The sequence below is a fragment of the Nitrogeniibacter aestuarii genome (assembly GCF_017309585.1).
GTDB lineage: Bacteria > Pseudomonadota > Gammaproteobacteria > Burkholderiales > Rhodocyclaceae > Nitrogeniibacter > Nitrogeniibacter aestuarii.
Genome location: NZ_CP071321.1, coordinates 477,924 through 500,434 on the forward strand (window position 1 = coordinate 477,924; position 22,511 = coordinate 500,434).

28 protein-coding genes are annotated in these 22,511 nt (G+C 63.8%); 14 read left to right on the top strand and 14 right to left on the bottom strand.

Going from position 1 to position 22,511, the window contains the following annotated elements:
• Positions 1–67: 67 nt before the first annotated feature.
• Positions 68–517 (top strand): c-type cytochrome, encoded by a 450-nt coding sequence (locus J0W34_RS02195; RefSeq protein ID WP_227815383.1) that lies wholly within the window; start codon positions 68–70, stop codon positions 515–517.
• A 14-nt stretch (positions 518–531) separates the two neighbouring features.
• Here the strand turns inward: J0W34_RS02195 and J0W34_RS02200 are convergent, their stop codons facing one another.
• On the bottom strand, positions 532–828 hold the full coding sequence (locus J0W34_RS02200) for a DUF6916 family protein (protein WP_227815384.1): 297 nt from the start codon (positions 826–828) through the stop codon (positions 532–534).
• An 80-nt stretch (positions 829–908) separates the two neighbouring features.
• On the opposite strand from J0W34_RS02200, the gene J0W34_RS02205 reads away from it, so the two are divergent.
• A complete protein-coding gene (locus J0W34_RS02205) occupies positions 909–2,111 on the top strand; it encodes an aspartyl/asparaginyl beta-hydroxylase domain-containing protein (protein ID WP_230970520.1) in 1,203 nt (400 codons plus the stop codon).
• Positions 2,104–2,583, top strand: a complete 480-nt coding sequence (locus tag J0W34_RS02210; RefSeq protein WP_230970521.1) for a GNAT family N-acetyltransferase — start codon at positions 2,104–2,106, stop codon at positions 2,581–2,583. Before J0W34_RS02205 ends, J0W34_RS02210 begins: the two co-directional genes overlap by 8 nt.
• Here J0W34_RS02210 and J0W34_RS02215 read toward each other — a convergent pair.
• From J0W34_RS02215 to J0W34_RS02230, 4 genes are all read right to left on the bottom strand, one after another.
• Positions 2,580–3,104: a phage tail protein gene (locus J0W34_RS02215; protein WP_230970522.1), complete on the bottom strand. Its 525-nt coding sequence runs from the start codon at positions 3,102–3,104 to the stop codon at positions 2,580–2,582. The genes J0W34_RS02210 and J0W34_RS02215 overlap by 4 nt on opposite strands.
• Positions 3,105–3,121: 17 nt before the next feature.
• On the bottom strand, positions 3,122–3,517 hold the full coding sequence (locus J0W34_RS02220) for a DUF6916 family protein (protein ID WP_230970523.1): 396 nt from the start codon (positions 3,515–3,517) through the stop codon (positions 3,122–3,124).
• A 70-nt stretch (positions 3,518–3,587) separates the two neighbouring features.
• Positions 3,588–4,112, bottom strand: a complete 525-nt coding sequence (locus J0W34_RS02225; RefSeq protein ID WP_230970524.1) for a phage tail protein — start codon at positions 4,110–4,112, stop codon at positions 3,588–3,590.
• 133 nt (positions 4,113–4,245) lie between these two features.
• Positions 4,246–4,944, bottom strand: coding sequence for a PEP-CTERM sorting domain-containing protein (locus J0W34_RS02230; protein ID WP_230970525.1), 699 nt, complete (start codon positions 4,942–4,944; stop codon positions 4,246–4,248).
• 24 nt (positions 4,945–4,968) lie between these two features.
• Between J0W34_RS02230 and J0W34_RS02235 the strand changes: the two genes are divergently transcribed.
• Complete coding sequence (locus J0W34_RS02235) at positions 4,969–5,151, top strand: hypothetical protein (RefSeq protein WP_230970526.1); 183 nt, start codon at positions 4,969–4,971, stop codon at positions 5,149–5,151.
• 89 nt (positions 5,152–5,240) lie between these two features.
• Positions 5,241–5,984, top strand: a complete 744-nt coding sequence (locus J0W34_RS02240; RefSeq protein WP_230970527.1) for a HEAT repeat domain-containing protein — start codon at positions 5,241–5,243, stop codon at positions 5,982–5,984.
• A gap of 21 nt (positions 5,985–6,005) precedes the next feature.
• On the opposite strand, the gene J0W34_RS02245 is transcribed toward J0W34_RS02240, so the two are convergent.
• Together J0W34_RS02245 and J0W34_RS02250 are read right to left on the bottom strand one after the other, a co-directional pair.
• A complete protein-coding gene (locus J0W34_RS02245) occupies positions 6,006–6,656 on the bottom strand; it encodes a hypothetical protein (protein ID WP_230970528.1) in 651 nt (216 codons plus the stop codon).
• On the bottom strand, positions 6,656–7,231 hold the full coding sequence (locus J0W34_RS02250; RefSeq protein WP_227815394.1) for a 5-formyltetrahydrofolate cyclo-ligase: 576 nt from the start codon (positions 7,229–7,231) through the stop codon (positions 6,656–6,658). The genes J0W34_RS02245 and J0W34_RS02250 overlap by 1 nt, the downstream gene beginning before the upstream one ends.
• A gap of 73 nt (positions 7,232–7,304) precedes the next feature.
• Here J0W34_RS02250 and J0W34_RS02255 point away from each other — a divergent pair, with 73 nt between their 5' ends.
• Genes J0W34_RS02255 through J0W34_RS02270 form a run of 4 tightly spaced genes read left to right on the top strand, consistent with a single transcriptional unit; the run spans position 7,305 to position 13,343 of the window.
• Positions 7,305–9,305 (top strand): lytic transglycosylase domain-containing protein, encoded by a 2,001-nt coding sequence (locus J0W34_RS02255; RefSeq protein ID WP_227815395.1) that lies wholly within the window; start codon positions 7,305–7,307, stop codon positions 9,303–9,305.
• Between the two features lie 13 nt (positions 9,306–9,318).
• A complete protein-coding gene (locus tag J0W34_RS02260; protein ID WP_230970529.1) occupies positions 9,319–10,284 on the top strand; it encodes a complex I NDUFA9 subunit family protein in 966 nt (321 codons plus the stop codon).
• Entirely contained in the window at positions 10,284–11,372 is a 1,089-nt protein-coding gene (gene cca, locus J0W34_RS02265) for a multifunctional CCA tRNA nucleotidyl transferase/2'3'-cyclic phosphodiesterase/2'nucleotidase/phosphatase (RefSeq protein WP_230970530.1), read from the top strand. Before J0W34_RS02260 ends, cca begins: the two co-directional genes overlap by 1 nt.
• A 60-nt stretch (positions 11,373–11,432) precedes the next feature.
• Positions 11,433–13,343 (top strand): transglycosylase domain-containing protein, encoded by a 1,911-nt coding sequence (locus J0W34_RS02270; protein WP_230970531.1) that lies wholly within the window; start codon positions 11,433–11,435, stop codon positions 13,341–13,343.
• Position 13,344: 1 nt separating this feature from the next.
• On the opposite strand, the gene J0W34_RS02275 is transcribed toward J0W34_RS02270, so the two are convergent.
• The gene (locus J0W34_RS02275) at positions 13,345–13,545 is read right to left on the bottom strand and encodes a DUF2905 domain-containing protein (RefSeq protein WP_227815399.1); all 201 of its coding nucleotides are present in this window, start codon (positions 13,543–13,545) and stop codon (positions 13,345–13,347) included.
• A 188-nt stretch (positions 13,546–13,733) separates the two neighbouring features.
• Here J0W34_RS02275 and J0W34_RS02280 point away from each other — a divergent pair, with 188 nt between their 5' ends.
• Both J0W34_RS02280 and J0W34_RS02285 read left to right on the top strand, forming a co-directional pair.
• Positions 13,734–14,540: an alpha/beta hydrolase gene (locus J0W34_RS02280; RefSeq protein ID WP_230970532.1), complete on the top strand. Its 807-nt coding sequence runs from the start codon at positions 13,734–13,736 to the stop codon at positions 14,538–14,540.
• 88 nt (positions 14,541–14,628) lie between these two features.
• A complete protein-coding gene (locus J0W34_RS02285; RefSeq protein ID WP_227815401.1) occupies positions 14,629–14,829 on the top strand; it encodes a hypothetical protein in 201 nt (66 codons plus the stop codon).
• 22 nt (positions 14,830–14,851) lie between these two features.
• On the opposite strand, the gene J0W34_RS02290 is transcribed toward J0W34_RS02285, so the two are convergent.
• On the bottom strand, positions 14,852–16,012 hold the full coding sequence (locus J0W34_RS02290; RefSeq protein WP_230970533.1) for a class I SAM-dependent methyltransferase: 1,161 nt from the start codon (positions 16,010–16,012) through the stop codon (positions 14,852–14,854).
• Positions 16,013–16,128: 116 nt separating this feature from the next.
• Between J0W34_RS02290 and J0W34_RS02295 the strand changes: the two genes are divergently transcribed.
• The 3 genes from J0W34_RS02295 (at position 16,129) to J0W34_RS02305 (ending at position 18,835) form a co-directional block, all read left to right on the top strand.
• A complete protein-coding gene (locus tag J0W34_RS02295; RefSeq protein WP_230970534.1) occupies positions 16,129–16,881 on the top strand; it encodes a pteridine reductase in 753 nt (250 codons plus the stop codon).
• Between the two features lie 72 nt (positions 16,882–16,953).
• Positions 16,954–17,859, top strand: coding sequence for a tRNA 2-thiocytidine(32) synthetase TtcA (gene ttcA / locus J0W34_RS02300; protein ID WP_407941165.1), 906 nt, complete (start codon positions 16,954–16,956; stop codon positions 17,857–17,859).
• A 106-nt stretch (positions 17,860–17,965) separates the two neighbouring features.
• Positions 17,966–18,835, top strand: a complete 870-nt coding sequence (locus J0W34_RS02305; protein ID WP_227815405.1) for an FHA domain-containing protein — start codon at positions 17,966–17,968, stop codon at positions 18,833–18,835.
• A gap of 53 nt (positions 18,836–18,888) precedes the next feature.
• On the opposite strand, the gene J0W34_RS02310 is transcribed toward J0W34_RS02305, so the two are convergent.
• From J0W34_RS02310 to J0W34_RS02330, 5 genes are all read right to left on the bottom strand, one after another.
• On the bottom strand, positions 18,889–19,122 hold the full coding sequence (locus J0W34_RS02310; RefSeq protein WP_230970536.1) for a PsiF family protein: 234 nt from the start codon (positions 19,120–19,122) through the stop codon (positions 18,889–18,891).
• A gap of 123 nt (positions 19,123–19,245) precedes the next feature.
• On the bottom strand, positions 19,246–20,184 hold the full coding sequence (hprK, locus tag J0W34_RS02315; RefSeq protein ID WP_227815407.1) for an HPr(Ser) kinase/phosphatase: 939 nt from the start codon (positions 20,182–20,184) through the stop codon (positions 19,246–19,248).
• Positions 20,153–20,638, bottom strand: coding sequence for a PTS IIA-like nitrogen regulatory protein PtsN (ptsN, locus tag J0W34_RS02320; protein WP_227815408.1), 486 nt, complete (start codon positions 20,636–20,638; stop codon positions 20,153–20,155). The genes hprK and ptsN overlap by 32 nt, the downstream gene beginning before the upstream one ends.
• A gap of 117 nt (positions 20,639–20,755) precedes the next feature.
• The gene (gene hpf, locus J0W34_RS02325; RefSeq protein ID WP_227815409.1) at positions 20,756–21,079 is read right to left on the bottom strand and encodes a ribosome hibernation-promoting factor, HPF/YfiA family; all 324 of its coding nucleotides are present in this window, start codon (positions 21,077–21,079) and stop codon (positions 20,756–20,758) included.
• A 14-nt stretch (positions 21,080–21,093) separates the two neighbouring features.
• Positions 21,094–22,506, bottom strand: coding sequence for an RNA polymerase factor sigma-54 (locus J0W34_RS02330; RefSeq protein WP_230970537.1), 1,413 nt, complete (start codon positions 22,504–22,506; stop codon positions 21,094–21,096).
• Positions 22,507–22,511 lie beyond the last annotated feature (5 nt).

Sequence of the window (22,511 nt, forward strand, 5' to 3'; positions counted from 1 at the left end):
GCGCGGATCACGATTTCCTGCCGAGGGCTAGAATCGCCCCCTTGATTCGCAGCCCCGGAGTTCTGCCATGAACAAGCGCGTCGTTCCGATCATTGCCCTGGCCTTCGCGCTGGCCGGGTGTAGCGTCGAGGTCGAGGACACGGGCCCGGGCCAGCCGGTGGCTCATCGTCGGGCTGCGTTCAAGGAAATCCTCAAGGTGTTCGAGCCCATGGGGGTGATGCTGCGCACCGATACCTATGAGCCGCAGCGTTTTGCCCGACTGGCCAACGCACTTGAACACCTGCGCGACGGGCCATGGCCGTATTTTCAGCCGGATACCAATTACCCGCCCACCAAGGCCAAAGCGGCCGTATGGTCAGATCAGGCGGCCTTTGAAGAAGATCGCAAGGCGTTTTTCAAGGCCACTGACCACCTGATCGAGGTCGCCGGCACACCCGACAAGAACGTGGCAAAAACAGCGTACAAAGCGGTCGAGGATGCGTGCTACGCCTGCCACAAGGAATTCAAGAACCGCTAAGGCGCTTCGCGGGTTCAGTTGAAGATGGCCTCCAGACAGACGCCTTCTTCGGTCCGGCGGGCAGGCACGACAAAAAGATCGAGCGCACCGAGCGTTTCGTGTCTCAAGCGCAGCATGCCTTGCTGGACGTCAGCATCGGCAGGGGCGAGAAAGACCAGTACGAACGGGCCGCTTTGCCCTTCGTCAGGAGCCGGTCCTAGGGGTTTGGCTTCGATCAGTCTGACCTCGCCGCCCATGCCGCCTGCGGATTCGATGGGGATGGACGTGTTCACCAGCGGAAGAAACACATCGAGCGTGAGGTTCGTGTCCATAGGGCGGGGTCGAGCAGGCGTCGGTGAAGGTATTGAGCTTACGCTAAACTGAAGCTTCTCATGAGCTTGCGGGAGCGCGCTTGATCGACACGCATCTGTCATCGACAGTACCGCCAGATACGTCTTTCTCGCAGGCCGTCGCCATGCGTCTGCCCGTCCACATCGATGGGCCGGCACTCGCGGCCGATCTGGTGCGTCTGGCCGACCATGGCTGGACCCCCCATTTCAATACCGGTCTCTATTCCGGGCACTGGAGCGTGCTGCCCTTGCGTGCGTCCGAAGATGCCGCGCACGAGGTCGAGCGCGCGCACAACGCGCCGACGTCCACCCGCTTCATCGACCTGCCTGTCCTCGAAGCATGTCCGGGCATGCGAGCATTTCTGGCCTCGCTGGCCTGTGAGGTGCGAGCGGCCCGGCTGCTGCGACTGGGCGCCGGTGCGCAGATTGCGCCTCATCGGGATCATGCCCTGGGGCTTGCCTACGGCGAGGTCCGGCTGCATGTGCCGGTCCAGACTCAGCCGGAAGTCGATTTCAGGGTCGAGGGCGCCCGGGTCGTGATGGCCGTGGGTGAGCTGTGGTACATCGACGCCAGCCGGGAGCATCAGGTGAGCAACCCTGGTGATCAGGACCGGATTCACCTCGTGGTCGACTGCATCGTCAACGACTGGCTCGTTGAGCGTTTCCGGCAGGCGGCGTGGATCGAAGGCGCTCATCCCGAGCCGGAATCGCCTGCCGGTGAAGCGGCCCCGGCAGACCTTGCCTGGCCCGTCATCGGACCGACGCCGGATGCAGCACTGCCGAAAATACTGGCGTTTCTCGATGAGATCGGTATCCCCGTCACCGAGCGCGAACTGACCGGGCGCACCTTCTTGCCGGGCATCGCCATCGAGGCCGGCGCGCTGTGTGTGGATCGCACCCGGCTGCAGCACCCGGGCGACCTCCTGCACGAAGCCGGGCACCTGGCCGTGATGCCACCGGCGGTGCGTGCCTCCGCCAGCGCGCTGTGTGCCGATCCGGCTGAAGAGATGATGGCGATCGCCTGGTCATGGGCGGCCCTGACCTATCTGGACTTGCCACCCGGCATCGTATTTCACGATACCGGTTACAAGGGCGACGCGGCGTGGCTGGTCGAGACCTTCACCGCGGGTGAGCCTCTGGCGTTGCCCATGTTGCAGTGGCTCGGGATGACCGCCGATACGGTGCAGGCACCGGCGCTCGGTGTTCCACCGTTTCCTCACATGATCAAATGGCTGCGTACGGCCGACGAGGCCGGGTGTGGCTGACGCTGGAGTACTGCTTCGACCGATGTGCGACGACGACCTGGCCGTGGTTCAGGCGATCTTTTCCGACTGTCGCGCCGGTCCGTTCCGTGCGGCCGGACTGCCCGAGATCATGATCGACACGCTCATGGCGCAACAATGTGCGGCCCAGCACGAGCAGTATCGGCGCCTGTTTCCGGGCGCGTCCTATGATCTGGTGGAGCGTGCCGGAGAGGTCATCGGCTATCTGTTTGCGCTGCGCGGACCGGATCGCCACGTCCTGATCGACATTGCCCTGCGGCCTGACTGCTCGGGGATGGGGATCGGATCGGCGCTGGTTGCCGCGCTTCTGGCCCAGGCCAGCGCCGCGGGACAAAAGGTCAGCGCCCATGTCGTCCGGGATGGACGTGCATGGACGCTGTGGCAGCGGATGGGGTTTCGGGTGGTTGGCGACGATGGCGTCCATTACGCCATCGAGTGGTCACCTGAAAGTTAGTTGCGTGACGGAAATAGGCCCTGCAGCGCAATGATGAAGTTGACGCACAGGAAGGGCTGGACATTGGTGTGCGCCTGATCCCCGCCTGCGTTGGAAATAGCGCTCGATGCCATCGTGGCGTTCGGTGTGGCGGTGCTGTAGGTGCCCGACGTGACGCCTGCATCGTCGGCCCAGACGGCGGCCGCAGCGTCGTTGGTGTTGCCGGCCGGGGTGACGCAGCGCGCAGCGTGACTGTGTGCCGGCAGCTGGGCTGCGTTCAGCGTTACCGCTTCTGCTCCGCCCTTCGCGCCCAGGGGGCGCGGTGTCAGGCCCGTTCCCGTGCCTTCGTGGACGGGCAGGCGACCGCGCAGGTCGGGCAGCGCGAAGGTCGTACGACCGTCGCCCCCATAGGTGGTGCCCAGCAGGGAGAACAGTGCCTGGTTCTGGGAAATCGGCAAGATGGTGCCATCACAAAATGCATAACCGCGCGGGGCAAAATTGCCCCCGAACATCTTGATCTGGCCGAGAAAGGGTTCTGCCATGGTGAAGATCCTCCCGGTCAGGCGCGCACGGCGAAGTGGGCGATGTAGGTGCGATCCGTTGAATCCGACGGCGCCAGGCGAACCAGCATGGCGTCGGTGTTCGGGTGGCGCAGTTGATAGATGCCTTCGGCCAGTTCGGCGCCGCTGTCAGACGTGCGGGAAAGCACCAGGGTGAATTGATCCAGCTTCGGGCTTTGTGGCCCGTGCAGCACTTCCGTCAGCTCGAGATCAATGGCCTGACCACTGCCGGACAGGCAGCGAAACGTGGATTGGGTGAGCGCATCGAAGGCGTCGCGCGATAGCGCCGATGTGGCCGCCTTGGGCGCACTGCCCGCTGCCATGAGCGATGCCGGGGTCATCAGCGCCACGGCGCCGGCGGCGCAACCGCCGAGAAACTCGCGTCGTTGGGTCATGGAAATACCTCCTGTGCAACAGCGCCTGTGACCATTTGTCCAGAACGCTGCAATCGTTCGGGGACGCGGATCAGTTCCTGGACGGGAAGATGCCGAACAGCGCGATGATGAAGTTGACGCACTGGAACGGCTGCATGTTGTCATGCGCCTGTCCGCCGCCAGCATTGCCGATGGCTCCGGCGGCCATGGTGGCGTTGGGCGTTGCGGTGCTGTAGGTGCCGGAGGACACGCCCGCGTCATCCGCCCAGACGGCGCCGGCGGCGTCGTTGGTATTGCCGGCCGGCGTCACGCAATTGGCTGCGTGCGAATGCGAGGGGATCTCGTTGGCCGTGAGCGTGACCGCTTCCGAGCCGCCTTTCTGGCCCAATCGACGAGACGACAGTCCGGGGCCATGGCCGGGATGCATGGGCGTTCGCCCTCGTAGATCTGGCAGGGCGAAGGTGGTGCGACCGTCACCGCCATACGTGGTGCCCAGAATGGAAAACAGGGCGGTGTTCTGGGCGATCGGCAGCAGCTGGCCGTCGCAGAAGGCCCAGCCACGTGGCGCGAAATTGCCGCCGAACATGGTGATTTCGCCGATGAAGGGTTCAGACATGAGGCTTCTCCTGGTGGGTGTGGGGAACAACAGGGTGGCGCTGACGTCACCGGGGCAGCATGCGACCGGGGCACTGGATATCAGTGCCCGATCGCAGCAAAGAAAGACAGCGGAGTAAGGAAGGGGCGTGCGATCAGGCCGTGCGGTGCTTGCGGCGCCAGGCCAGTGCGCCCATGCCAAGACCCAGCAGCGCGAGGCTGGTCGGCTCGGGAACGCCGTTGGGGGGCGGGGGCGTGTCGCGGGTCTGGATGGTGAGGGTGGCGAAGATGTAGTACGCGGCGTTGAACGTGGTTTCGACCACGGGGGTGGTACAGCCGAACAGACAGGGCGTCAGGCCGGGGCCCTGAAGGTTCAGCGTGATATCTGCACTGCCATCGGCAAAAGAGGCGGCAAGAGCGGTGAGATCGATGGTGTAGGTGTTGAATTCGGCCGTGGCGCCGCCATGACCTTCGAGTAGCAGATTCATCTCCGTGGTCAGCGCGACACCGTCCACACTGAACAGGGCGACCTGATCCCCGCTGGCCTGGGAGTCGTGATCGATCAGGCCGATTTCCAGCGAGGCAGAGACGATCGGGTCCGAAATCGCGCCGAACGTATGCGTCCAGCTCCCTGCCGCGTTACTGCCGGCGAGGCCTGCTTCGTTGCCCAAAGCCGCGTCGAACGGTGCGGCCTGACCGGACTGCACTGGCGAGATGGCGAACAATGAAGGGATGTCCCCGTCAAGGAAGCCGGATGCCGTGTTTCCCAGTGAGGAAGTAATGAGGGCGGCCTGAGCGGCCGGGGCGGCCAGGAGACAGGCGGACGTGGCGATGGTGCCGAATACGTGCTTCATGAATGACTCCTCTCTGAAACGGATATGTCGGCGCCGACGCACTGGGGGCAGCAGGCCGTCGCCAAGGGTGTTGTGTTTGTTGTCAGCGACCTGAGTCGCCGCCTTGGGACTGGTGTTTCAGGAGGCAACTTCCATGCCGTTGTGCTTAAAGTGTTAAAAAACAGCGAACTGGCAGGCTTGTTGATTCATGATTGTTTAAAAGTGTAAAAAACGTCGACATGGTTTTTCCGGCGTTTTCGACATCGGATGCGCTAAGCTCAAGACTCTATGTAGCCGGAGTCGATTTCTTGGATGGCATGGTGTCAAAGCACACCCGACGCAGGCTCTGGCTCCTTGTCCTGGCGTGGTTGCCTCTCGCGTCCTGGGCGGGTGTCGGCGATATTCGCATCGACCTGCGGGCCGATCGCGTCAGTGTCGAGGCCCACGGGGTGACGCGCACCGAGGTGCTGCAGGCACTGGCCGAGCGGACGGGGGCCGAACTACGCCTTCGCGGGGAGACAGGCAGCGAGGTTCGTGACTGGCTGCTGCATGAGCACTCTGTGGCCGATGCAGTGCGTCGGCTCGCGCGCCCGCTGGATGTCATGGTGTTGTTTGGCGATCAGGGGCGTGTGAGCCGGATCTACCTGATTGGTGGCCAGCAGCCGACACGGACCCAGGCCCAGGGCCCGAGGGACTCAACGCCGCGTGCCCTGCCAACGAGCGGCACTTTGCGAGGCACCGACCATTGGCAGGCGCCGCCTGCGCCCGATTCGGACACCCTGATGCGACGTCACGAGATTGCTGGCCTGGGCATCGATGGCAACGCCGAGCGCCTTCCCGAACTCAGCTCGGCGCTCAGCGATCCCGATATCGGGGTTCGGCTCGAAGCGCTGCGCGCGCTCGGGCAGGTTGACTCGGACGAGGCGATTCGATTGGTGGCACAGGTGGCCATGGGCGGCGCTGCGGTTGAGCGCCGCGCCGCCATTGACGTGCTTGCCGGCAGCACCCGGCCGATAGCGGACATGTTCCTGTCCAGGATCCACCCCGGGCGGGCAGATTAGATCTTCGCCAGGTCCGTCACTTCATGGAAGCTTGCTCTCCAGGGGCGGCGTGGCCAGCAAACTGCGCATGCCGCACCACAACACCAGGGCATTGTTCAGGTGCCAGAGGAAGTGGGTACCCGTGGGCAGGGCGTCGCATGCGCGCAGGTCGACACTGCGCAGGATCATCGAGATCAGAAAGAGCAGGGCGGCGCGCCCGAGCCAATGCTTGGCTTCGCCCGGCGGGCAGCCCAGAGCGAGTGCGATCAGCGCCGCCCAGGGGCCCAGGTAAAGCTCCGAGCCATTCAGGGCGGCCGATTTGACGCTCATGGCTAGCAGCGCGGTCAGTGAGACGGTGGCCAGTACTGCGCCGGCCGCGCGGGTCGCGTCCCAGTGGAATAGCCGGACCAAAGCCCGGTGGATGAACAGCAGGACGAACAGGGCGATGAAGGCCACGTCCAGCACGCTCGCCCAGCGTTCGGCAACGGTATGGAAGACAAAGCTGCCGATACCGACCATTGCCAGCAGCGCTGCCAGCCATTGCAGGTCCGCAGGCGCGTTGCGGCCCAGCCGCCGACGCATATCCGCCCCCGCAATGAGGAAGCCGGCATTGGTCACGGCGTTGAGGGGTTCGGACCAGAAGCTCGCATCGGTGCGTTCGCAGTAAAGGTCGAGCGCATCACGCCACGCCATCAGCGTGCACCGGCTGTGTGCTGAATGCCCGCTTCGGTCACGATCCAGTCCATCGGATGGTCATGGGGCTGTGGGTGGGTGGTGTCGACGCGACCGACCTCGTAGCCGATACCGATGGTGATCGGCGGGGGCGTCAGGCTCGCCAGGGTGCGGTCGAAATACCCGCCACCATAACCCAGTCGGTAACCGGCGCTGTCGAAGGCATTGAGCGGCACCAGAATGACGTCCGGAACGAGTGTGTCGCCGGTCGCCGGCATCGGAATCCCGTGCCGGTCGGGAATCATTTCGCTACCGGTTGTCCACTCACGAAAGATCATGGGGGCGCCCGGGGCAATGACCACGGGCAGCGCTGCGCGACGGGCCGGGTCGATCATCAGCCAACCGGCAATGAAGCCGGTCAGGTCGGGTTCGCCGCGATAGGGCCAGCAAAATCCAAGCACGCGGGGGGCATGCTGGGATAGCAGGGGGCCAAGCGCGTCGAGGATGGCGATGTTCGCCTGTTCCCGCGCGTCGTCGGTGAGGGCTTCGCGCTGCGTAATGGCTGCGTTACGAAGCGCTTTTCGCTGCTCGTCCATGATTCGGATCGCCAGTTGATACAAGGGCCTCTATGCTATTCTGCTTCGTCGAACCATGACACATTCCGAGTCAATGACCTCTGCATCATCCGGCCAACCTGTCCGCGCGCCAGGGGCGCCGTGGTGGCGGTTCGGCTCCGCGTTTTCCTGTCTTGTCCACCCGTTCCTCGGGCTGGCCATGGCCAGTCTTGCCAGCCTGAGTCTGGCGCAATCGGCACTGCCGACCGGCGATGAGCGGATTCTGGCCGCACGCGAGGCCCTGCAGAAGGGCGACCGCAACCTGCTCGACCAGCTCGCGGTCACGAGCAGTCCGCACATTCTCGAGCGCTATGTCGATTATTGGCGACTGCACAACGTGCTGGCGCGCAGGGATGCGCCCGACGCCCGCGAGATCGAAGCCTTTCTGAGTCGTTACGCAGGCTCGGTGCTGGCCGAGCGGCTGCGCGCGGCCTGGCTGGAGCGCCTGGCGCGCGACGACAACTGGATCGGCTTCATTGGTGCTTGGGGCGGGCTGGAAGCCCCGTCGGACGACATGCGCTGCCTGCACTGGCAGGCACGTCTCAAGATCGGGGATCGCGGCGGGCTCGACGATGCACTCAAAGAATGGAACTCCCTCTCCTGGCGCGCCGATCACTGCGATACGGTGATTGGCCTGCTGGCCCAGCAGGGCCGCCTTGACGAGGACGAGCTGTGGCAGCGTTTTCGAACGCAGATGTCGCCGCGGACGGTGCGCGGCGCCGAACAGACGCTGGCCTGGCTGCCTGCGGCCGACATGCCCGACCCGGCCGAACTCAAGCTCATCCTGAAAGATCCGGACCGCTACCTTGCCAAGGTGCGCCCGGGCTTCGAGCGCTCGCGCACGGACCGGGAAATGGTGCTGGCGGCCATCGGACGCCTGGCGCGCAGTGACCCCAAGACGGCGTACATGCGTTTCGTGCGCCTGTCGGAGCGACTCAAGCCCGAGGAGCGGGCCTATGGTTATGTGATCCTCGGCTGGCGTGGCGCGCAGGACCACCTGCCCCAGGCGCTCGACTGGTTTCGCGCGGCAGGGCGCAAAGCCAGGATGACCGAGGAACAGTACGAATGGTATGTGCGTGCTGCCTTGCGCCAGCGCGACTGGAAGTGGGTACGCACCGCCATCCTTGACATGCCCGAGGTGCAGCGCAGCCAGAGCGTGTGGACCTACTGGCTGGCGCGTGCCGAGCAGGCCCTGGGGGATCGAGACGCCGCCACGGCGCTGCTCAAGCGTATTCCGGTCGGGCCTGATTACTACGAATTGCTTGCACAGGACGAACTCGGCCACCCGTTCGCGCCACCGCCACCGGCAAAGCCGATTCCTGCTCAGGTGATGGCGGACGCCCAGTCGGATCCTGACCTCCGACGCGCCTTGGCGCTGTTCCGGCTGGATCTGTATACCGAGGGCGTTCGCGAGTGGAACTGGCGTTTGCGCAAGGCGGACCCGACCTTCAAGGTGGCGGCGGCACGTGTGGCGCTCAAGCACGAGGTGTTCGACCGGGCCATCAACACCGCTGAAGTCGCCTCAAAGGACGGCGAGTACGAGTTGCGGTTCATCACGCCGTATCGCGATCTCATCGAACCCCAGGCGCGAGCCCAGGGGCTGGATCTGGCCTGGGTCTATGGCCTGATGCGCCAGGAGAGCCGGTTTGTGCATCGGGCCGCGTCGCGGGTGGGCGCCCAGGGCCTGATGCAGGTCATGCCGGCCACCGGCAAATGGGTGGCAAAGAAAATCGGCATGAGCGATTACTCCCGCGACAAGCTGGCCGAGCCGGAAACCAACGTGATGCTGGGGACCAGCTACATGCGCATCGTGCTGGACGATCTGGAAGATCATCCGGTGCTCGCCTCGGCCGGTTACAACGCCGGGCCCGGGCGTGCCAAGCGCTGGCGCGACAGCCGCACGATTGACGCTGCCATCTACATTGAAACCATTCCCTTCGACGAGACTCGACACTATGTGAAGCAGGTGATGGAAAACGCAGTGGTCTATGCGGCGATGATGGAAGGCAAGCCCCAGTCGATCAAGACGCGACTCGGCGTGATCGATCCGGGCTGAGGAGGCGAAAAACATGAGGCAACCGGGCAAGGTGCTGCTCATCGGGGGCAGCGGTTTCGTGGGCAGTGCCGTGGCGGCACGGCTGGTGGCGGATGGCTGGTGGGTTCGTATCCCGACCCGGCGACGCACCCGCGCGCGACACCTGGCGCTGTTGCCCACGGTCGATATCCAGCAGGCCGACGTGTTCGCGCCCGAGGCACTCGATCGCCTCATGGCCGGCATGGATGCGGTCATCAATCTGGTGGGGGTGCTGCACTCGACGCCGGGTACGCCCTACGGCCCCGCTTTCGAAAAAGCCCATGTGCAACTCCCCAAGCTCATCGGCGAGGCCTGCCGGCGCAACGGGGTCAAGCGCGTGCTCCAGGTCAGCGCGCTGGGGGCCGATATCAATGGTCCATCGGAATACCAGCGCTCCAAGGCCGCGGGCGAGGCGGCGATTCGCAACATCCGTCCCGAACTCGACTGGACCCTCCTGCGCCCCTCGGTGATCTTTGGCGAGGGCGACAGTTTCCTCAATCTCTTCGCGCGGCTCGTCAAGCTGGCGCCGGTCATGCCGCTCGGGGGGGCGCATGCGCGCTTCCAGCCGGTGTGGGTGGAAGATGTTGCCGAGGTGGTCGCCACCTGCCTGCAGCGCTCCGACAGCATTCGCAAGACCTTTGACGTGGCCGGTCCGGGTACGTACTCCCTGGCCGAGCTCGTGCGTTTTGCCGCGGCGCAGGTGGGGCGCAAGCCGATCATCGTGCCCATACCGGAAGGCGCTGCCATGCTTCAGGCACGCCTGCTCGAGTTGTTACCCAATCCGATGATGAGTCGCGACAATGTGCGCTCCATGCGGGTCGATAACGTGACCGATGGCGCACCGCTGCCCTTCGGGCTGACGCCGCATCCGGTCGAAGCCGTCGTTCCGGAGTATCTTGGCGGCAAACCCACCCGTCGTCGCCTCATCGAATCGCGACGACGACAGCCCAAGGGCGTTTGATGGATATCTACATTGTCGGCGGCGCCGTGCGCGACGCCCTGCTCGGCCTGCCGGTCAAGGACCGGGATTTCGTGGTCGTCGGCGCCACGCCCGAGCTGATGCTCGAAAAAGGCTATACACCGGTTGGCAAGGACTTCCCGGTCTTTCTGCATCCGGAGACGCACGAGGAGTACGCGCTGGCGCGCACCGAGCGAAAGTCGGGGCACGGCTATACCGGTTTCACCGTGCACGCGTCGCCTGACGTCACCCTCGAAGAAGACCTGCTGCGTCGCGACCTGACCATCAACGCCATGGCGCAGGCCGATGACGGCACGCTGATCGACCCCTACCACGGCCAGGCGGATCTGGTCGCACGACGTTTTCGTCATGTGAGTCCGGCGTTTGCCGAGGATCCGGTGCGGATTCTGCGCGTCGCCCGTTTTGCCGCCCGCTTCGAGGGCTTCACCGTGGCCCCCGAAACCCTGACCCTGATGCAATCCATGGTCGAGGCTGGCGAAGTGGATCATCTGGTGCCCGAGCGCGTCTGGCAGGAGATCTCGCGCGGCCTGCTCGAAGAATCGCCCATGCGCATGTTCGAGGTGCTTGAGGCCTGTGGTGCCCTGGCCCGCTGCCTGCCCGAGGTGCACGCACGACTGAGGCACGATGCCGATGGCCTGGCGCGCTCGCTCGAATGCGCGGTTCGCCACGGTTTGCCGCTGGCCGAGCGCTGGGCCCTGCTGTTTGGCGATCAGGAAGAAGCGGCCGAGGCGGCCAGTGCGCGCATTCGCGTGCCACAGGCCTGTCGGGATCTTGCCGTCCTGCTGGCCAGGCTGGGTCGTGATCTTGCGAGCGCCTCTACGGCGCAGGCGCGGCTCGAGGTCATGAGTCGGACGGACGCTTTTCGCCGCCCCGAGCGGCTCACGGGCGTCATGTCCGCCGCGGCCTGCCGTCTTGAGTTGCCGGTCTTCGATCGTGACGCCTGGCGCGCCGCGCTGGCGGCGGCGCGTGGCGTTGATGGCGGTGCGGTGGCCAAACAGGCCGGCAAAGCCTCCGACATTCCGGCCGCCATTCAGGCGGCCCGCCTGAAGGCCATCGAGTCGGTGAGTTGAAGGGCGTCGATTTTTCAAAACGACATGCCGGTCGAATGGCTGGCGTGACAGACTGACAGCATGATCCGGTCGTTTTACTCCCTGCTGGTGGGCGCCCTCGTGTCGATCACGGTGGCCCTGCCTTCTGCGCACGCGGTGACAACACCGGATTTCGCCACCGTTCGTTCGGAATACACCACCACGGAAGGTCGCCTCGTCGATCGGGCGGGCGAGCCGCTCTCGGAGCGGCGCGTGGTGTTCGAGGGGCGGCGCCTGGAATGGGTGCCGCTGGACCAGCTTTCACCCGCAGTGCTCGAAGCGCTGCTCGAGGCGGAAGATCGCCGCTTTTATGAGCACGATGGCGTCGATTGGCGTGCATTTGCCGCGGCTGCCGTGCAGAACCTCTGGTTCGAGCATGCCCGGGGTGCCTCGACCCTGACGATGCAGCTGGCCGGCATGCTCGACCCGGCCCTGCGCCTCGGTGCCAGCGGGGGGCGCCGTCGCACCCTCGAACAGAAATTCGACCAGGCCCTTGCGGCGCAGGAACTCGACGCTCACTGGAGCAAGGCCGAAATTCTCGAGGCCTATCTCAATCTCGTGCCTTTTCGTGGTGAGCTGATTGGGGTCCATGCCACGGCCTGGGGCTTGTTCGGCAAAGCCCCGCGCGCGCTTGATCGAGCCGAAGCCGCGCTGCTTGTGGCCTTGCTGCGTGCGCCCAATGCCTCTACGTCGAAAGTGAGCTGGCGAGCCTGCCAGCTCTTGCGGCGCATTGGCAGCGCTGATCAGTGTGAGCGCGCCACGGCGCTTGCGGCCGGTTTTGACACCGTAAGCCTTGAGCCGCGCTGGCAGGACGCGCCACAGCTGGCCCGGCGGCTGGTGCATCGGCCGGGCGAGGTGGTTCACACCGTGCTCGATGCCCAGTGGCAGCGCTCGATGCGGGATGCACTCGACGCCGCGGCCCCGGGGCGCGGGGCCGTGGTCGTGCTCGACAATGCCTCGGGTGCGGTGCTGGCCGATGTCGGCGGTGTTGCCGCGGCGCATGACGACGCCACCGTCGTCCGCAGAACGCTGGGCCCCTTGATCCGTCCCGCACTGACGGCCTTGGCTCTCGACAGTGGCGGTGTCACCGCGGCGACCTTGTTTGCCGGCGATGCGGGTTCGCCAGCGCACAGTCTTCGATGGTGGTTGATGCAGGGGCGCTGGCCGGTGGCCTTGGCGACGCAAGGTGAGGCGGCACGGCGTGATCTGGTGCTGGAGCTGCTGCGAGCGCGCGGCCAGGGGCTGAAGACCTGGCAGGAGGCCCGCCTGAATCTCGCCGAGCTTGCCGCCTGGTACCGCATGCTGGCGGTTGATGGCCTCTGGCGCGCGCCGTTCTGGCAAGCGGAGGATCAGGGCGCGGCCATACCGGTGTGTACGCCGAAGGCGGCCTTCATTGCCGTGGATATGTTCGGTGACCTGTGGTCGGCCGAAGTGGAACCCGGTCAGTCGGCCTGGGCAGTCGGGGGCAATGCCCGGGTGACGATTGCCGTCTGGCTGTCGATGGGCCCGACGGCGCGTATCGAAGCGCGCAGCTGGCTTGAAACCCAGTTGCAGTCCCTGGGGGCATGGCCGCCTGAGCGGGTGGTGCCCACCGGGGTGGTCCAGGGGCTGGTGCGTTTCGATCCGCCGGTCGAGCCTGATCGACTCGAGTGGTTCCTGCGTGGCACGACGCTGAGCGTGGCCGAGACGCCACGCATTCCGGCGCGCATTCTGGCCCCCGGGTCGCGGGCTGTCATCCGTCGTGGCGACCTGAAAGGTGGGCTGCTTGAACTGGTGGCGGACCGCCAGGACGATCGGTTGCGTTGGTGGATCAACGGGCAATTGGTGGGGTACGGGGGACGGGCCGCATGGCGCCCCGACGCCGGTTTGCAGACCATCGAGTTGCGCGATGATACGGGGCGCGTGATCGCCAGACACTCGGTCGCCGTCAGTGCGGACGTCGCGGTGCCCTGAGTCAGAGCATTCGCAGGATCAGCCAGGCAACCAGGGACAGCAGCACGGTGGTGGTGAACGGGAGCAGGATGGGGCGCCCGCGTCGGTGAATCACGATATCCCCGGGCAGGCGACCCAACGGCAGGTAGCGCGCCAGCAGCGGTTGCAATCCACCGAGCAGGGCGACAACGATCACGACGGAGATCAGCCATTTGAGCAGCATGTGGGATGGCACAAGAAGGTCAGGAGTGTGATCGAGGTTACACCAGTGTGCGTTTCGCAGGCGCTGCCCGATGGAGTCGATGGGAAAAATCGGTTACCGTCGAATCGTAAATCGCACGATCATTCGCTCGCCTGAGCGGGGCGTGTGCCGCGCACGGTCTGTCCGGGACGCGGTGTCTGGAGAAATACATGAATCGTAATCGTTTTGGCGAACTGGAAATCATCGTCAGGTCGCCTGCGGGTGAAGCAAACCCGACGCCCTTGTTGTTCGTCCATGGGGCCTATACGGCGGCCTGGTGCTGGGAGGAGCATTTCCTGCCGTGGTTTGCCAAGGCGGGTTACGAGAGCTATGCGGTGTCGCTCTCGGGGCATGGCAAGAGCCGTGATCGCAACATGCTGGACGGCTACAGCATCGATGACTACGTGAACGATCTGGGCGAGGCCGTTCAGGCGCTGCCGGCACCGCCGGTGCTGATCGGCCACTCCATGGGCGGTTTCGTGGTTCAGAAGTACCTCGAGCAGCACGACGTTCCGGGGGTGGTGCTGATGGCGTCTGTTCCGCCCCAGGGGCTCTGGTCGTCCGCGCTGGGGCTGATGTTCAAGAAACCGACCCTGTTGCAGGATCTCAACCGCATGCTCGGCGGCGTGACACCCAGTGTCGCCAGTGTGCGTGAGGCCTTGTTCAGCCAGCCGATCGATGACGCGCGCCTGCTTGAATTTGCCCGCAAGTCTCAGCCGGAATCGCATCGCGCGATCTGGGATATGACGCTGTTCAATCTGCCGCAGGTGTCGCGGATGGTGGAGGTGCCGATGCTGGTGCTGGGGGCGGGCGAGGATCATCTGATTCCGCCAACGCTGGTGCACCGAACGGCGCAGACCTACGGGGTCAGTGAGCAGATATTCGAGGAGATGGGCCACGCGATGATGCTCGAGCAGGACTGGGAAGCGGTCGCAGTTCGCATCGAGCACTGGCTCAGACAGGAAATCGCGGCATGAATGTGCGCTTTTTCATGGCACGGGGACGCCGAGCGATTCAGCATCATTGAACCGACCCGACGCGAATGATTCGCCGGAGGAGACAACGATGAACGATAAGAACACGCCGGCCATGACCGGTCGCCCCGATTACGACGACGAGGTGCTCGACGCAGGCTGGGTGCCACCGCCCGAGGCCCTCTCCGTGGAGCCCGAGGGGCATCCCCCCGTGCCCAATGAGGCTGCCAGCAAGCAGGTCGACGATTTTCTCGACGTCGTCTACCGTAGCCAGGGCTCGGATATCGAGTGATCCGGCGCTCTGTGACCGGCCGTCACAGGGTATGCAGTCGATCTCCTCGGCGAAAGCCGAGCAGAGGCGTTCGCAGACCTTTCCCCGCCACCATCACCTTGAACAACTCGCCCATCTCCTGCGGCGTGGTCAGCCGCTGCACGGCCCGGGCCGCGCGGATGTAGGCCGGCTCGCGCTCGTCTCCCCGAAGGGCCAGGCGCTCGAGAATGCCACAGTTGAACAGAAAGCTCGCCTGATTGGCGTAGCCGTAGATGTCCAGACCGCCGGCATGCGCGGCCTCGGCCATGGCGGTGAAATCGACAAAGGCCGTGATGTCGTTCAGGCCAGGCCATTTGAACGGATCGGGGTGGGCCTGGTGACGGTAGTAGCACAGTAAGGTGCCATTGCTCCGGCTGGGCAGGTAGTACTCGGCGCGGGGGTAACCGTAATCGATCATGATCAGGGCGCCCGAGGTCAGGCGTGCGCCCCAGTCGCGCATCCATGCTTCGCCAGCAAGATTCAGTTCGCTCACGTACTCCCCGTCCTGCGGCATCGGCGCGCCCAACGTGGCCGCTGCCTGCTGCAAGGCGTTGCTGGCGGGTTCATCCGCCCAGGCGAGATGGTCGTCGTCATCAAGACTCACCCCGCGCTCGAACAGGCCGCCATCGCGCCACACCAGCAGGTGCACCGGCATCACATCGAGCACCTCGTTGGCTACCACGACACCGCTGAAGGTATCGGGCAGCGTGTCGATCCACTGAACGCGTTCAGCCAGTGACGGCGCCCGGGCGCGGAGCGTGTCGGCCTGCCGCGCCCGCAATTCACCTGACACTTCAAGAATCTGGTATGCCTGCGGCAGGCAGCCCAGCTCGTCGAGCGTCAGCAACAGATCGGCCGCCAGATGGCCCGTGCCGGCACCGACCTCCAGAACCGTGGGTGCGCTCTGCGACATGATTTCGGCAATCTGCGCGGACAGTGCCTGACCGAACAGCGGCGTCAACTCCGGAGAGGTGATGAAATCGCCCTCCGCCCCGAACTTCTGCGCTCCGCCGCTGTAATAGCCAAGGCCCGGCGTGTAGAGCGCGGTGTGCATGTAGTCGGCGAAACTGATCCACCCGCCCGAATCACGGATGCGCTCGCTCAGGCGCGCCAGAAGGGCATCACTTTGCGCGCGGGCGTCGATAGAGGGTTCGGGCAGTTTCATGAGCGGCAGGGCTGAAGGCGGAAGGGCGAGTCTACCGCCCCTGCTGCGTATTGTCGCGGGGCCCGGGTGGCGTCTGCTTGTGATACAAAACCGGTTGATGAGAACAGGAGGCGGTGATGGCGAGCGAAACGGCTCAGGGTAAAGTCGTGCTGGTGACCGGAGGCGCCCGGCGGGTCGGGGCCTGTATCGCCCGGGCCTTGCACCACGCAGGCGCCCGGCTCGCCTTGCACTGCCGCCATTCGGTGGTCGAGGCGCAGGCACTGGCCAACGAATTCAACGCGATGCGCCCCGACTCAGCGGCCGTGTTTCAGGCCGACCTGCTCGATGTGTCGGCGATGCCGGGTTTGATCAGTCGCGTCGCTGCCCACTATGGTCGCCTCGACGCCCTGGTGAACAACGCCTCCAGCTTCTTCCCCACACCTGTCGGCAAGACCGATCTGGCCGCCTGGGACGACCTGATGGGATCCAATCTGAGAGCCCCCTATTTCCTCATGCAGGCCGCCAGCGATGCCTTGGCCGAATCGGGTGGCGCGGTGGTCAATATCGTGGATATCCACGCGGAACGACCGTTGCCGGGCTATCCGGTCTACAGTGCGGCCAAGGCCGGTCTGCTGGGCCTGACCCGCGCCATGGCCATCGAGCTCTCACCCCGGGTCCGTGTCAACGGGGTAGCCCCGGGGGCCGTGATGTGGCCCGAGGATGATCAGTTTCCCGGTGCCGAACGGGTCGCCATCATCGATCACACCTTGCTCAAACGTGCCGGCCGCCCCGACGATATCGCCGGTGCGGTTCGTTTTCTGCTGCTCGATGCGCCCTATGTGACCGGACAGATCCTTGCCGTGGACGGGGGAAGAAGCGCCCACCTGTGAGAAAAATCAGGCATTTGCCCTGTTTTGTGTCCGGTATAATGGCGCGTTGTTTGTTCGTTTGAGGTTCGCATCATCGAAGCCGTGCAGCCCGTCACCGAGGGCCGATTCTCCAACACCTTTCTGCGACTGAAGAAAAAGCTTGAGCGCGCAGTAGGTACCGCCATCACCGATTTCAACATGATTGAAGACGGCGATACGGTCATGGTGTGCATCTCCGGTGGCAAGGACTCGTATTCGTTGCTGTCCATTCTGCTGGCCTTGCGCGAACGGGCGCCGGTCAACTTCCGCCTGATCGCAATGAACCTCGATCAGAAACAACCGGGATTCCCCGACGATGTGCTGCCCGCCTACTTCGAATCGATTGGCGTTGAGTACCGCATTGTGACGGAAGACACCTATTCGATCGTCAAGGAAAAAATACCAGAGGGGAAAACCACCTGTTCGTTATGCTCCCGACTGCGGCGCGGCATCATATACCGCACTGCAAAGGATCTGGGCGCGACCAAGATTGCGCTCGGCCATCACCGGGATGACATGATCGAAACCCTTTTCCTCAACATGTTTTTTGGCGGGCGCATCAAGGCCATGCCGCCCAAGCTGGTGAGCGACGACGGCGAGCATGTGGTCATTCGTCCGCTGGCCTACTGTGCCGAAGCCGAGATCGAGCGCTTCGCGCGCGGTATGCAGTACCCCATCATTCCCTGCAATCTCTGTGGATCGCAGGAAAATGCCCAGCGCCGTCAGATCAAACTGATGTTGCGCGACTGGGCCGAGAAATTTCCCGGGCGGATCGAGTCGATCAGCACGGCGATGCAGCATGTGATCCCGTCGCATCTGGCGGACAAGTCCCTCTTCGATTTTGTCGGCTTGACCCGAAATGACGAAGTTGCCGAGGGCGATACGGTGTTCGACCCACCCGAGCTGCCATCACCAACGCTGGCGCAGCCGATTCAGTTGCACGTCACCCGGGAGTCCTGATGCATCAAGTTCACCCAGCCTTTCGAGCCTTCAGCACCGTGTGCGCGCATTCGGCGGCGCGCACGGGTTTCAGGCCGGAGAAAGGCGCTGTTAAGCGTGATCTTTCATGACAGAACAACGTAACGTGTGCGTGATGTACGCCGAACTCGTCGGTGGGGAGCGTCTGGCTGCCCTGCTGAGCGAGACCGAAGCCGGACACGCGGTCGAGCGCAGCATGAACCGCATCGAGCGGGTGGTCGAAGGCCAAGGCGGTGTGCTGCTACGCCGGGCCAGTGATGAAATCTGCGTTGCATTCGAACGCTGTGACGGCGCGATCATCTCGGCCAACGAAATGGTCGAACGGGTCGCCAGTCTGCCGCCCGTGCGCGGGGTTCGCCTCGGGATCCGCATCGGCATGCACTACGGTGCCATGGAAGAGGAAACGCCCCCGGCGGGTGAAGCATTGGCGGTCGCCATGCGTCTGGCCGGCATGGCGCAGTCGGGGCAGGCGCTCATCAGTGGTGCGACGGTCCTGTTGCTCACGGCCGGTACGCGCCAGTACATCCGTGAGGGCAAGGAACACGGCCTGAGTGTCGAAGGCTTCGAATGGCCGGTCTATGCGCTGGCGGGTCGTGCCGGGATGGCGACATCCATTCCCCCGGCAGCGCGCGTATCCCAGCGTCTGCGCGTGCGACACCAGGACGACACGCACATGGTCGAGGAGCTGCGGCCGATTCTGCTGATGGGGCGCGAGATGGGGAATGATATCGTGGTGATCGATCCGCGAACCTCTCGTCAGCACGCCCGCATCGAGCGGCGGCGCGACGGGTTCTTCCTGGTGGATCAAAGCACCAACGGCACCTTCGTGGCAAACGAGGGCGGCGGCGAGCAGTGTATTCGCAGCGGCGAGGTCATGCTGGCCGGTCAGGGCCGGATTGGCTGTGGTTTTTCGGCCAATGAGACCGAGAAAGATCTGGTGTTCTACGAAATCATCTGATGCGTGAACGGACTAATGAATGACTGAGGGCGCCTGCGGGCGCCCTCAGTCATTCAAGAAGCCTTTTTTGGTTCGTTGCTCACGGCAGCTTCGGGTTCTGAAGCCGGTTTTTCGTGTTTGCCCGACAGGCAGGTTTTCATGAATGCACGACGTTCATCACCCTTCAGGGCTTGTTCCTTGGCGGTCTTGTTGCAGTTGCGCATGCGTTCATGCTGCGGATTTGCCATGACGGCGGAGGTAGGGGCGAGGGCGACCACAAGGGCCAGCAGGTGAGCGATCTTGCGCATGGAAATCTCCTGAGGTTTCGACTTGAAGAGATTCCGAGCTTAGATGATTGAAGCGTAAATGCCATGTAGATATGACATTGTTGTTACGTGAGCTGTGCGCTTGACGAAGGCCGTGCCAGTTGTTCAATCGGGATTGTCCGACAGCAGCAGGGCGCGCTGACGGGCAATGAATTCCTGAGTGGTATCGATGCCGCGCAGTTGAAGAATGGTGGTGCGTACGGCGGCCTCAAGCAGCACGGCGATGTTACGCCCGGCCGCCACGGGAATCACCATTTTCGGTACTGCGACACCGAGAATTTCCATGGTGTCCTGCTCGATGGGCAGGCGGGTTGGATCGCCTTCGCCCGGCTGGCGCCGTTGCAGGTAGATCACGAGTTTGAGCCGCATTTTCCGACGACATGCCGTTTCGCCAAAGATGGTGCGGATGTTAAGAATGCCGATCCCGCGAACCTCCAGGTAGTTCTTGAGCAGTTCGGGGCAACGCCCTTCGAGCACGGTTGGCGCGATCCGTGAGAACTCGACCATGTCATCGGCAACCAGTCCGTGGCCGCGCGAGATGAGCTCCAGCGCCAGTTCGGATTTGCCGGCGCCCGAGTCGCCCGTGATGAAGACGCCAAGGCCGAGCACGTCCATGAACACGCCATGGAGGGCCGTACGTTCTGCCATTTCGCGAGACAGATAGAGTCGCAGTTGATCCACGACACTGGCCGCCGGCTGCGGTGAGCGGAAGAGGGCCACGTCAGCCGCCGCACATTTGCGCTCGAAGGTCGCTGGCACCTCGCAGCCGTCAGCCACGATCATGGCTGGCGGGCGGGCCGACAGAATTTCCTCGACATAGCGGGCAAGGCGATTCGCGGTCTGGCGACGTGCCCAGGCAATTTCGGCCATGCCGACGATCTGGAGTCGCTCGGGGTGAATCAGATTCAGGTGCCCGACGAGATCGGCGGGCCAGACGCGTTCTTCGGAGACCGACAGCGTCCGGTCGAGCGTGCCGCAGATGTGCGTCAGCTCAAGGCGTTCGCCAACTCGCTCAAAGAGGCGGCTGACGCTGGTCTGGCGCATGGGCACCCCATGTGGTGAACAGGGCGTGTACGGCAGCCGCATCCGACGCATGATGGACGCGATCGCGGAATTCGCTGTCGCTGAACAGCTGCGCGAGCTCTGACAGCAACTGAAGGTGTTGCTCGGTGGCCTGTTCGGGCACCAGCAGCACGAACAGAAGATCCACGGGTTTGCCGTCAGGGGCGTCGAAGGGAATCGGTGTGCTCAGACGGATGACCGCTCCGGTCGCCTCTTTGAGGCCCTTGATTCGACCATGCGGGATGGCGACGCCCTGACCCAGTCCGGTAGAGCCGAGCCGTTCGCGTGCGAAGAGGCTGTCGAAGACCGTACTGCGGCCAATGTCCTGATTGTTTTCGAAAATCAGGCCTGCCTGTTCGAAGACGCGCTTCTTGCTGCTGGCTTCGAGGTCAACGAGGACGTTATCGGAGGAAAGGAGGGAGGCAATGAGGTTCATGGAGACTTCTTGCGACCCCTTGGGGTCGAGACCGCCCGGCCGGGGCGGGACGGGTTAATTGAGCGGATTGGCCCGCATTATAAACCCTTGTCCCCGGTCAGGCGGCGAGGGAATCGATCACGATTCGATGCTTTGGTGCTTGAGCGCTTCGTTGCTGTGCCCCTGGACCTTCTGCTTGTACTTGAGGACCTGACGATCGAGCTTGTCGGTCATGGCGTCGATGGCAGCGTACATGTCTTCGTTTTCGCTTTCGGCGAACAGATCCTTGCCACGCACATGCAGGGTCACTTCAGCTTTCTGGACCAGCTTCTCGACCGACAGGATGACATTCACGCTGGTGACGTTGTCGAAGTGTCGGATCACACGATCCAGCTTGGATTCCACATACTCGCGGATGGCGGGCGTGACTTCCACATGGTGTCCGGTGATATTGAGGTTCATGATCGCTCCTGTAGTCAGATCGTCTTGCGTTTGCTGACCGGCGGGATGTTGAGGGACTCACGGTATTTGGCAACCGTGCGTCGGGCCACCACCATGCCCTGCTGGCCAAGTAAATCTGCGATTTTGGAATCGGATAAGGGTTTTTTACGGTCTTCAGCCTCCACAAGTTGACGAATTAACGCGCGGATGGCGGTCGACGAGGCAGCGCCACCGGTATCGGTCGCAACATGGCTGCCAAAGAAATACTTGAACTCCAGTACGCCGCGGGGCGTGGACATGTACTTTTGCGTGGTGACGCGTGAAATCGTCGACTCGTGCAACTCCAGTTCCTCTGCGATCTCGCGCAGCGTCAAGGGGCGCATCGCCACCTCTCCATAATCGAAGAACTGGCGCTGTTGGTCAACGATGGACTGCGCGACGCGCAAAATGGTGTCGAAGCGCTGCTGCACGTTCTTGATCAGCCATTTGGCCTCCTGCAGCTGGCCGCCCAGATCGCCGTTGTTGCCGCGATTCTGCTGGAGCAATTGCGCATACAGGGCATTGACCTTGAGCTTGGGCATGGCCTCGGGGTTGAGCGCGGCCGTCCACCGGCCGCGGACCTTGCGCACGACCACGTCCGGGATGACGTAACGCGTGTCGTTGAGGGCAAACTCGGCGCACGGACGCGGGCTGAGGCTGCAGATGAGGTGGTGCGCCTCCCGCAGGCTGTCTTCCGAGCATTGCAGGTTACGGCGGAGGCGGACAAAGTCGCGCTGGGCCAGCAATTCGAGGTGCTCGACAACGATGCGCATGGCCAGATCACGGGTGGGTGACTCGGGCAGCGAGCGCAGCTGGAGTGCCAGACATTCGGACGGGCTGCGTGCGCCGACGCCCGGGGGGTCGAGGTGCTGCAGGTGGTGCAGGGCAATCTGCAGGTCTTCGATCTCGACTTCGTTCTCCGGATCGAACATCTCCAGAATGTCGTCGAGTGATTGCGTCAGGTAGCCATCGTCGTCGAGAGCTTCCATGAGCAGGCGGACCAGCGACCGGTCGCGGTCGCTCATCGGGGTCAGTGCAATCTGTTGGTCGAGGTGTTCCCGCAGCGATACCTGGGCGGCGTGGAAGGACTGAAAGTCGCTGTCGTCGTCATCGTCCCGGTTGCTGCTGCTGCCCGAACTGGAGCTGGCCCAGTCGGACATCGCGTCGAGCACTTCGTTGCTCTGGGACTCGGTGCTCTCGCTTTCGTTGCGCTCGCCTTCGCCATCGCCCTCACTGCCGCTTTCGGGGCCGGGGCCCTCTTCACGCTCAAGCAGCGGGTTGTCGAGCAGTGCCTTCTCGATTTCCTGATTCAACTCGATCGTCGACAGCTGGAGCAGTTTGATGGACTGCTGCAGTTGTGGCGTCAGCGTGAGGTGCTGCGAGAGTTTGAGTTGAAGTGTGGGTTTCATGGGGA

Bases quoted from the DNA above. Each gene is read 5' to 3' on its own strand.
- J0W34_RS02285 (WP_227815401.1), top strand. From the start codon at position 14,629: ATGAACGATAAGAACACGCCGGCCATGACCGGTCGCCCCGATTACGAC.
- J0W34_RS02295 (WP_230970534.1), top strand. From the start codon at position 16,129: ATGGCGAGCGAAACGGCTCAGGGTAAAGTCGTGCTGGTGACCGGAGGC.
- J0W34_RS02270 (WP_230970531.1), top strand. From the start codon at position 11,433: ATGATCCGGTCGTTTTACTCCCTGCTGGTGGGCGCCCTCGTGTCGATC.
- J0W34_RS02280 (WP_230970532.1), top strand. From the start codon at position 13,734: ATGAATCGTAATCGTTTTGGCGAACTGGAAATCATCGTCAGGTCGCCT.
- J0W34_RS02290 (WP_230970533.1), bottom strand. From the start codon at position 16,012: ATGAAACTGCCCGAACCCTCTATCGACGCCCGCGCGCAAAGTGATGCC.
- J0W34_RS02305 (WP_227815405.1), top strand. From the start codon at position 17,966: ATGACAGAACAACGTAACGTGTGCGTGATGTACGCCGAACTCGTCGGT.
- J0W34_RS02230 (WP_230970525.1), bottom strand. From the start codon at position 4,944: ATGAAGCACGTATTCGGCACCATCGCCACGTCCGCCTGTCTCCTGGCC.
- J0W34_RS02195 (WP_227815383.1), top strand. From the start codon at position 68: ATGAACAAGCGCGTCGTTCCGATCATTGCCCTGGCCTTCGCGCTGGCC.
- J0W34_RS02255 (WP_227815395.1), top strand. From the start codon at position 7,305: ATGACCTCTGCATCATCCGGCCAACCTGTCCGCGCGCCAGGGGCGCCG.
- J0W34_RS02275 (WP_227815399.1), bottom strand. From the start codon at position 13,545: ATGCTGCTCAAATGGCTGATCTCCGTCGTGATCGTTGTCGCCCTGCTC.
- cca (WP_230970530.1), top strand. From the start codon at position 10,284: ATGGATATCTACATTGTCGGCGGCGCCGTGCGCGACGCCCTGCTCGGC.
- ptsN (WP_227815408.1), bottom strand. From the start codon at position 20,638: ATGAACCTCATTGCCTCCCTCCTTTCCTCCGATAACGTCCTCGTTGAC.
- J0W34_RS02225 (WP_230970524.1), bottom strand. From the start codon at position 4,112: ATGTCTGAACCCTTCATCGGCGAAATCACCATGTTCGGCGGCAATTTC.
- J0W34_RS02245 (WP_230970528.1), bottom strand. From the start codon at position 6,656: ATGGCGTGGCGTGATGCGCTCGACCTTTACTGCGAACGCACCGATGCG.
- J0W34_RS02235 (WP_230970526.1), top strand. From the start codon at position 4,969: ATGTCGGCGCCGACGCACTGGGGGCAGCAGGCCGTCGCCAAGGGTGTT.
- J0W34_RS02310 (WP_230970536.1), bottom strand. From the start codon at position 19,122: ATGCGCAAGATCGCTCACCTGCTGGCCCTTGTGGTCGCCCTCGCCCCT.
- J0W34_RS02220 (WP_230970523.1), bottom strand. From the start codon at position 3,517: ATGACCCAACGACGCGAGTTTCTCGGCGGTTGCGCCGCCGGCGCCGTG.
- hprK (WP_227815407.1), bottom strand. From the start codon at position 20,184: ATGCGCCAGACCAGCGTCAGCCGCCTCTTTGAGCGAGTTGGCGAACGC.
- hpf (WP_227815409.1), bottom strand. From the start codon at position 21,079: ATGAACCTCAATATCACCGGACACCATGTGGAAGTCACGCCCGCCATC.
- J0W34_RS02330 (WP_230970537.1), bottom strand. From the start codon at position 22,506: ATGAAACCCACACTTCAACTCAAACTCTCGCAGCACCTCACGCTGACG.
- J0W34_RS02260 (WP_230970529.1), top strand. From the start codon at position 9,319: ATGAGGCAACCGGGCAAGGTGCTGCTCATCGGGGGCAGCGGTTTCGTG.
- J0W34_RS02250 (WP_227815394.1), bottom strand. From the start codon at position 7,231: ATGGACGAGCAGCGAAAAGCGCTTCGTAACGCAGCCATTACGCAGCGC.
- J0W34_RS02240 (WP_230970527.1), top strand. From the start codon at position 5,241: ATGGTGTCAAAGCACACCCGACGCAGGCTCTGGCTCCTTGTCCTGGCG.
- J0W34_RS02215 (WP_230970522.1), bottom strand. From the start codon at position 3,104: ATGGCAGAACCCTTTCTCGGCCAGATCAAGATGTTCGGGGGCAATTTT.
- J0W34_RS02200 (WP_227815384.1), bottom strand. From the start codon at position 828: ATGGACACGAACCTCACGCTCGATGTGTTTCTTCCGCTGGTGAACACG.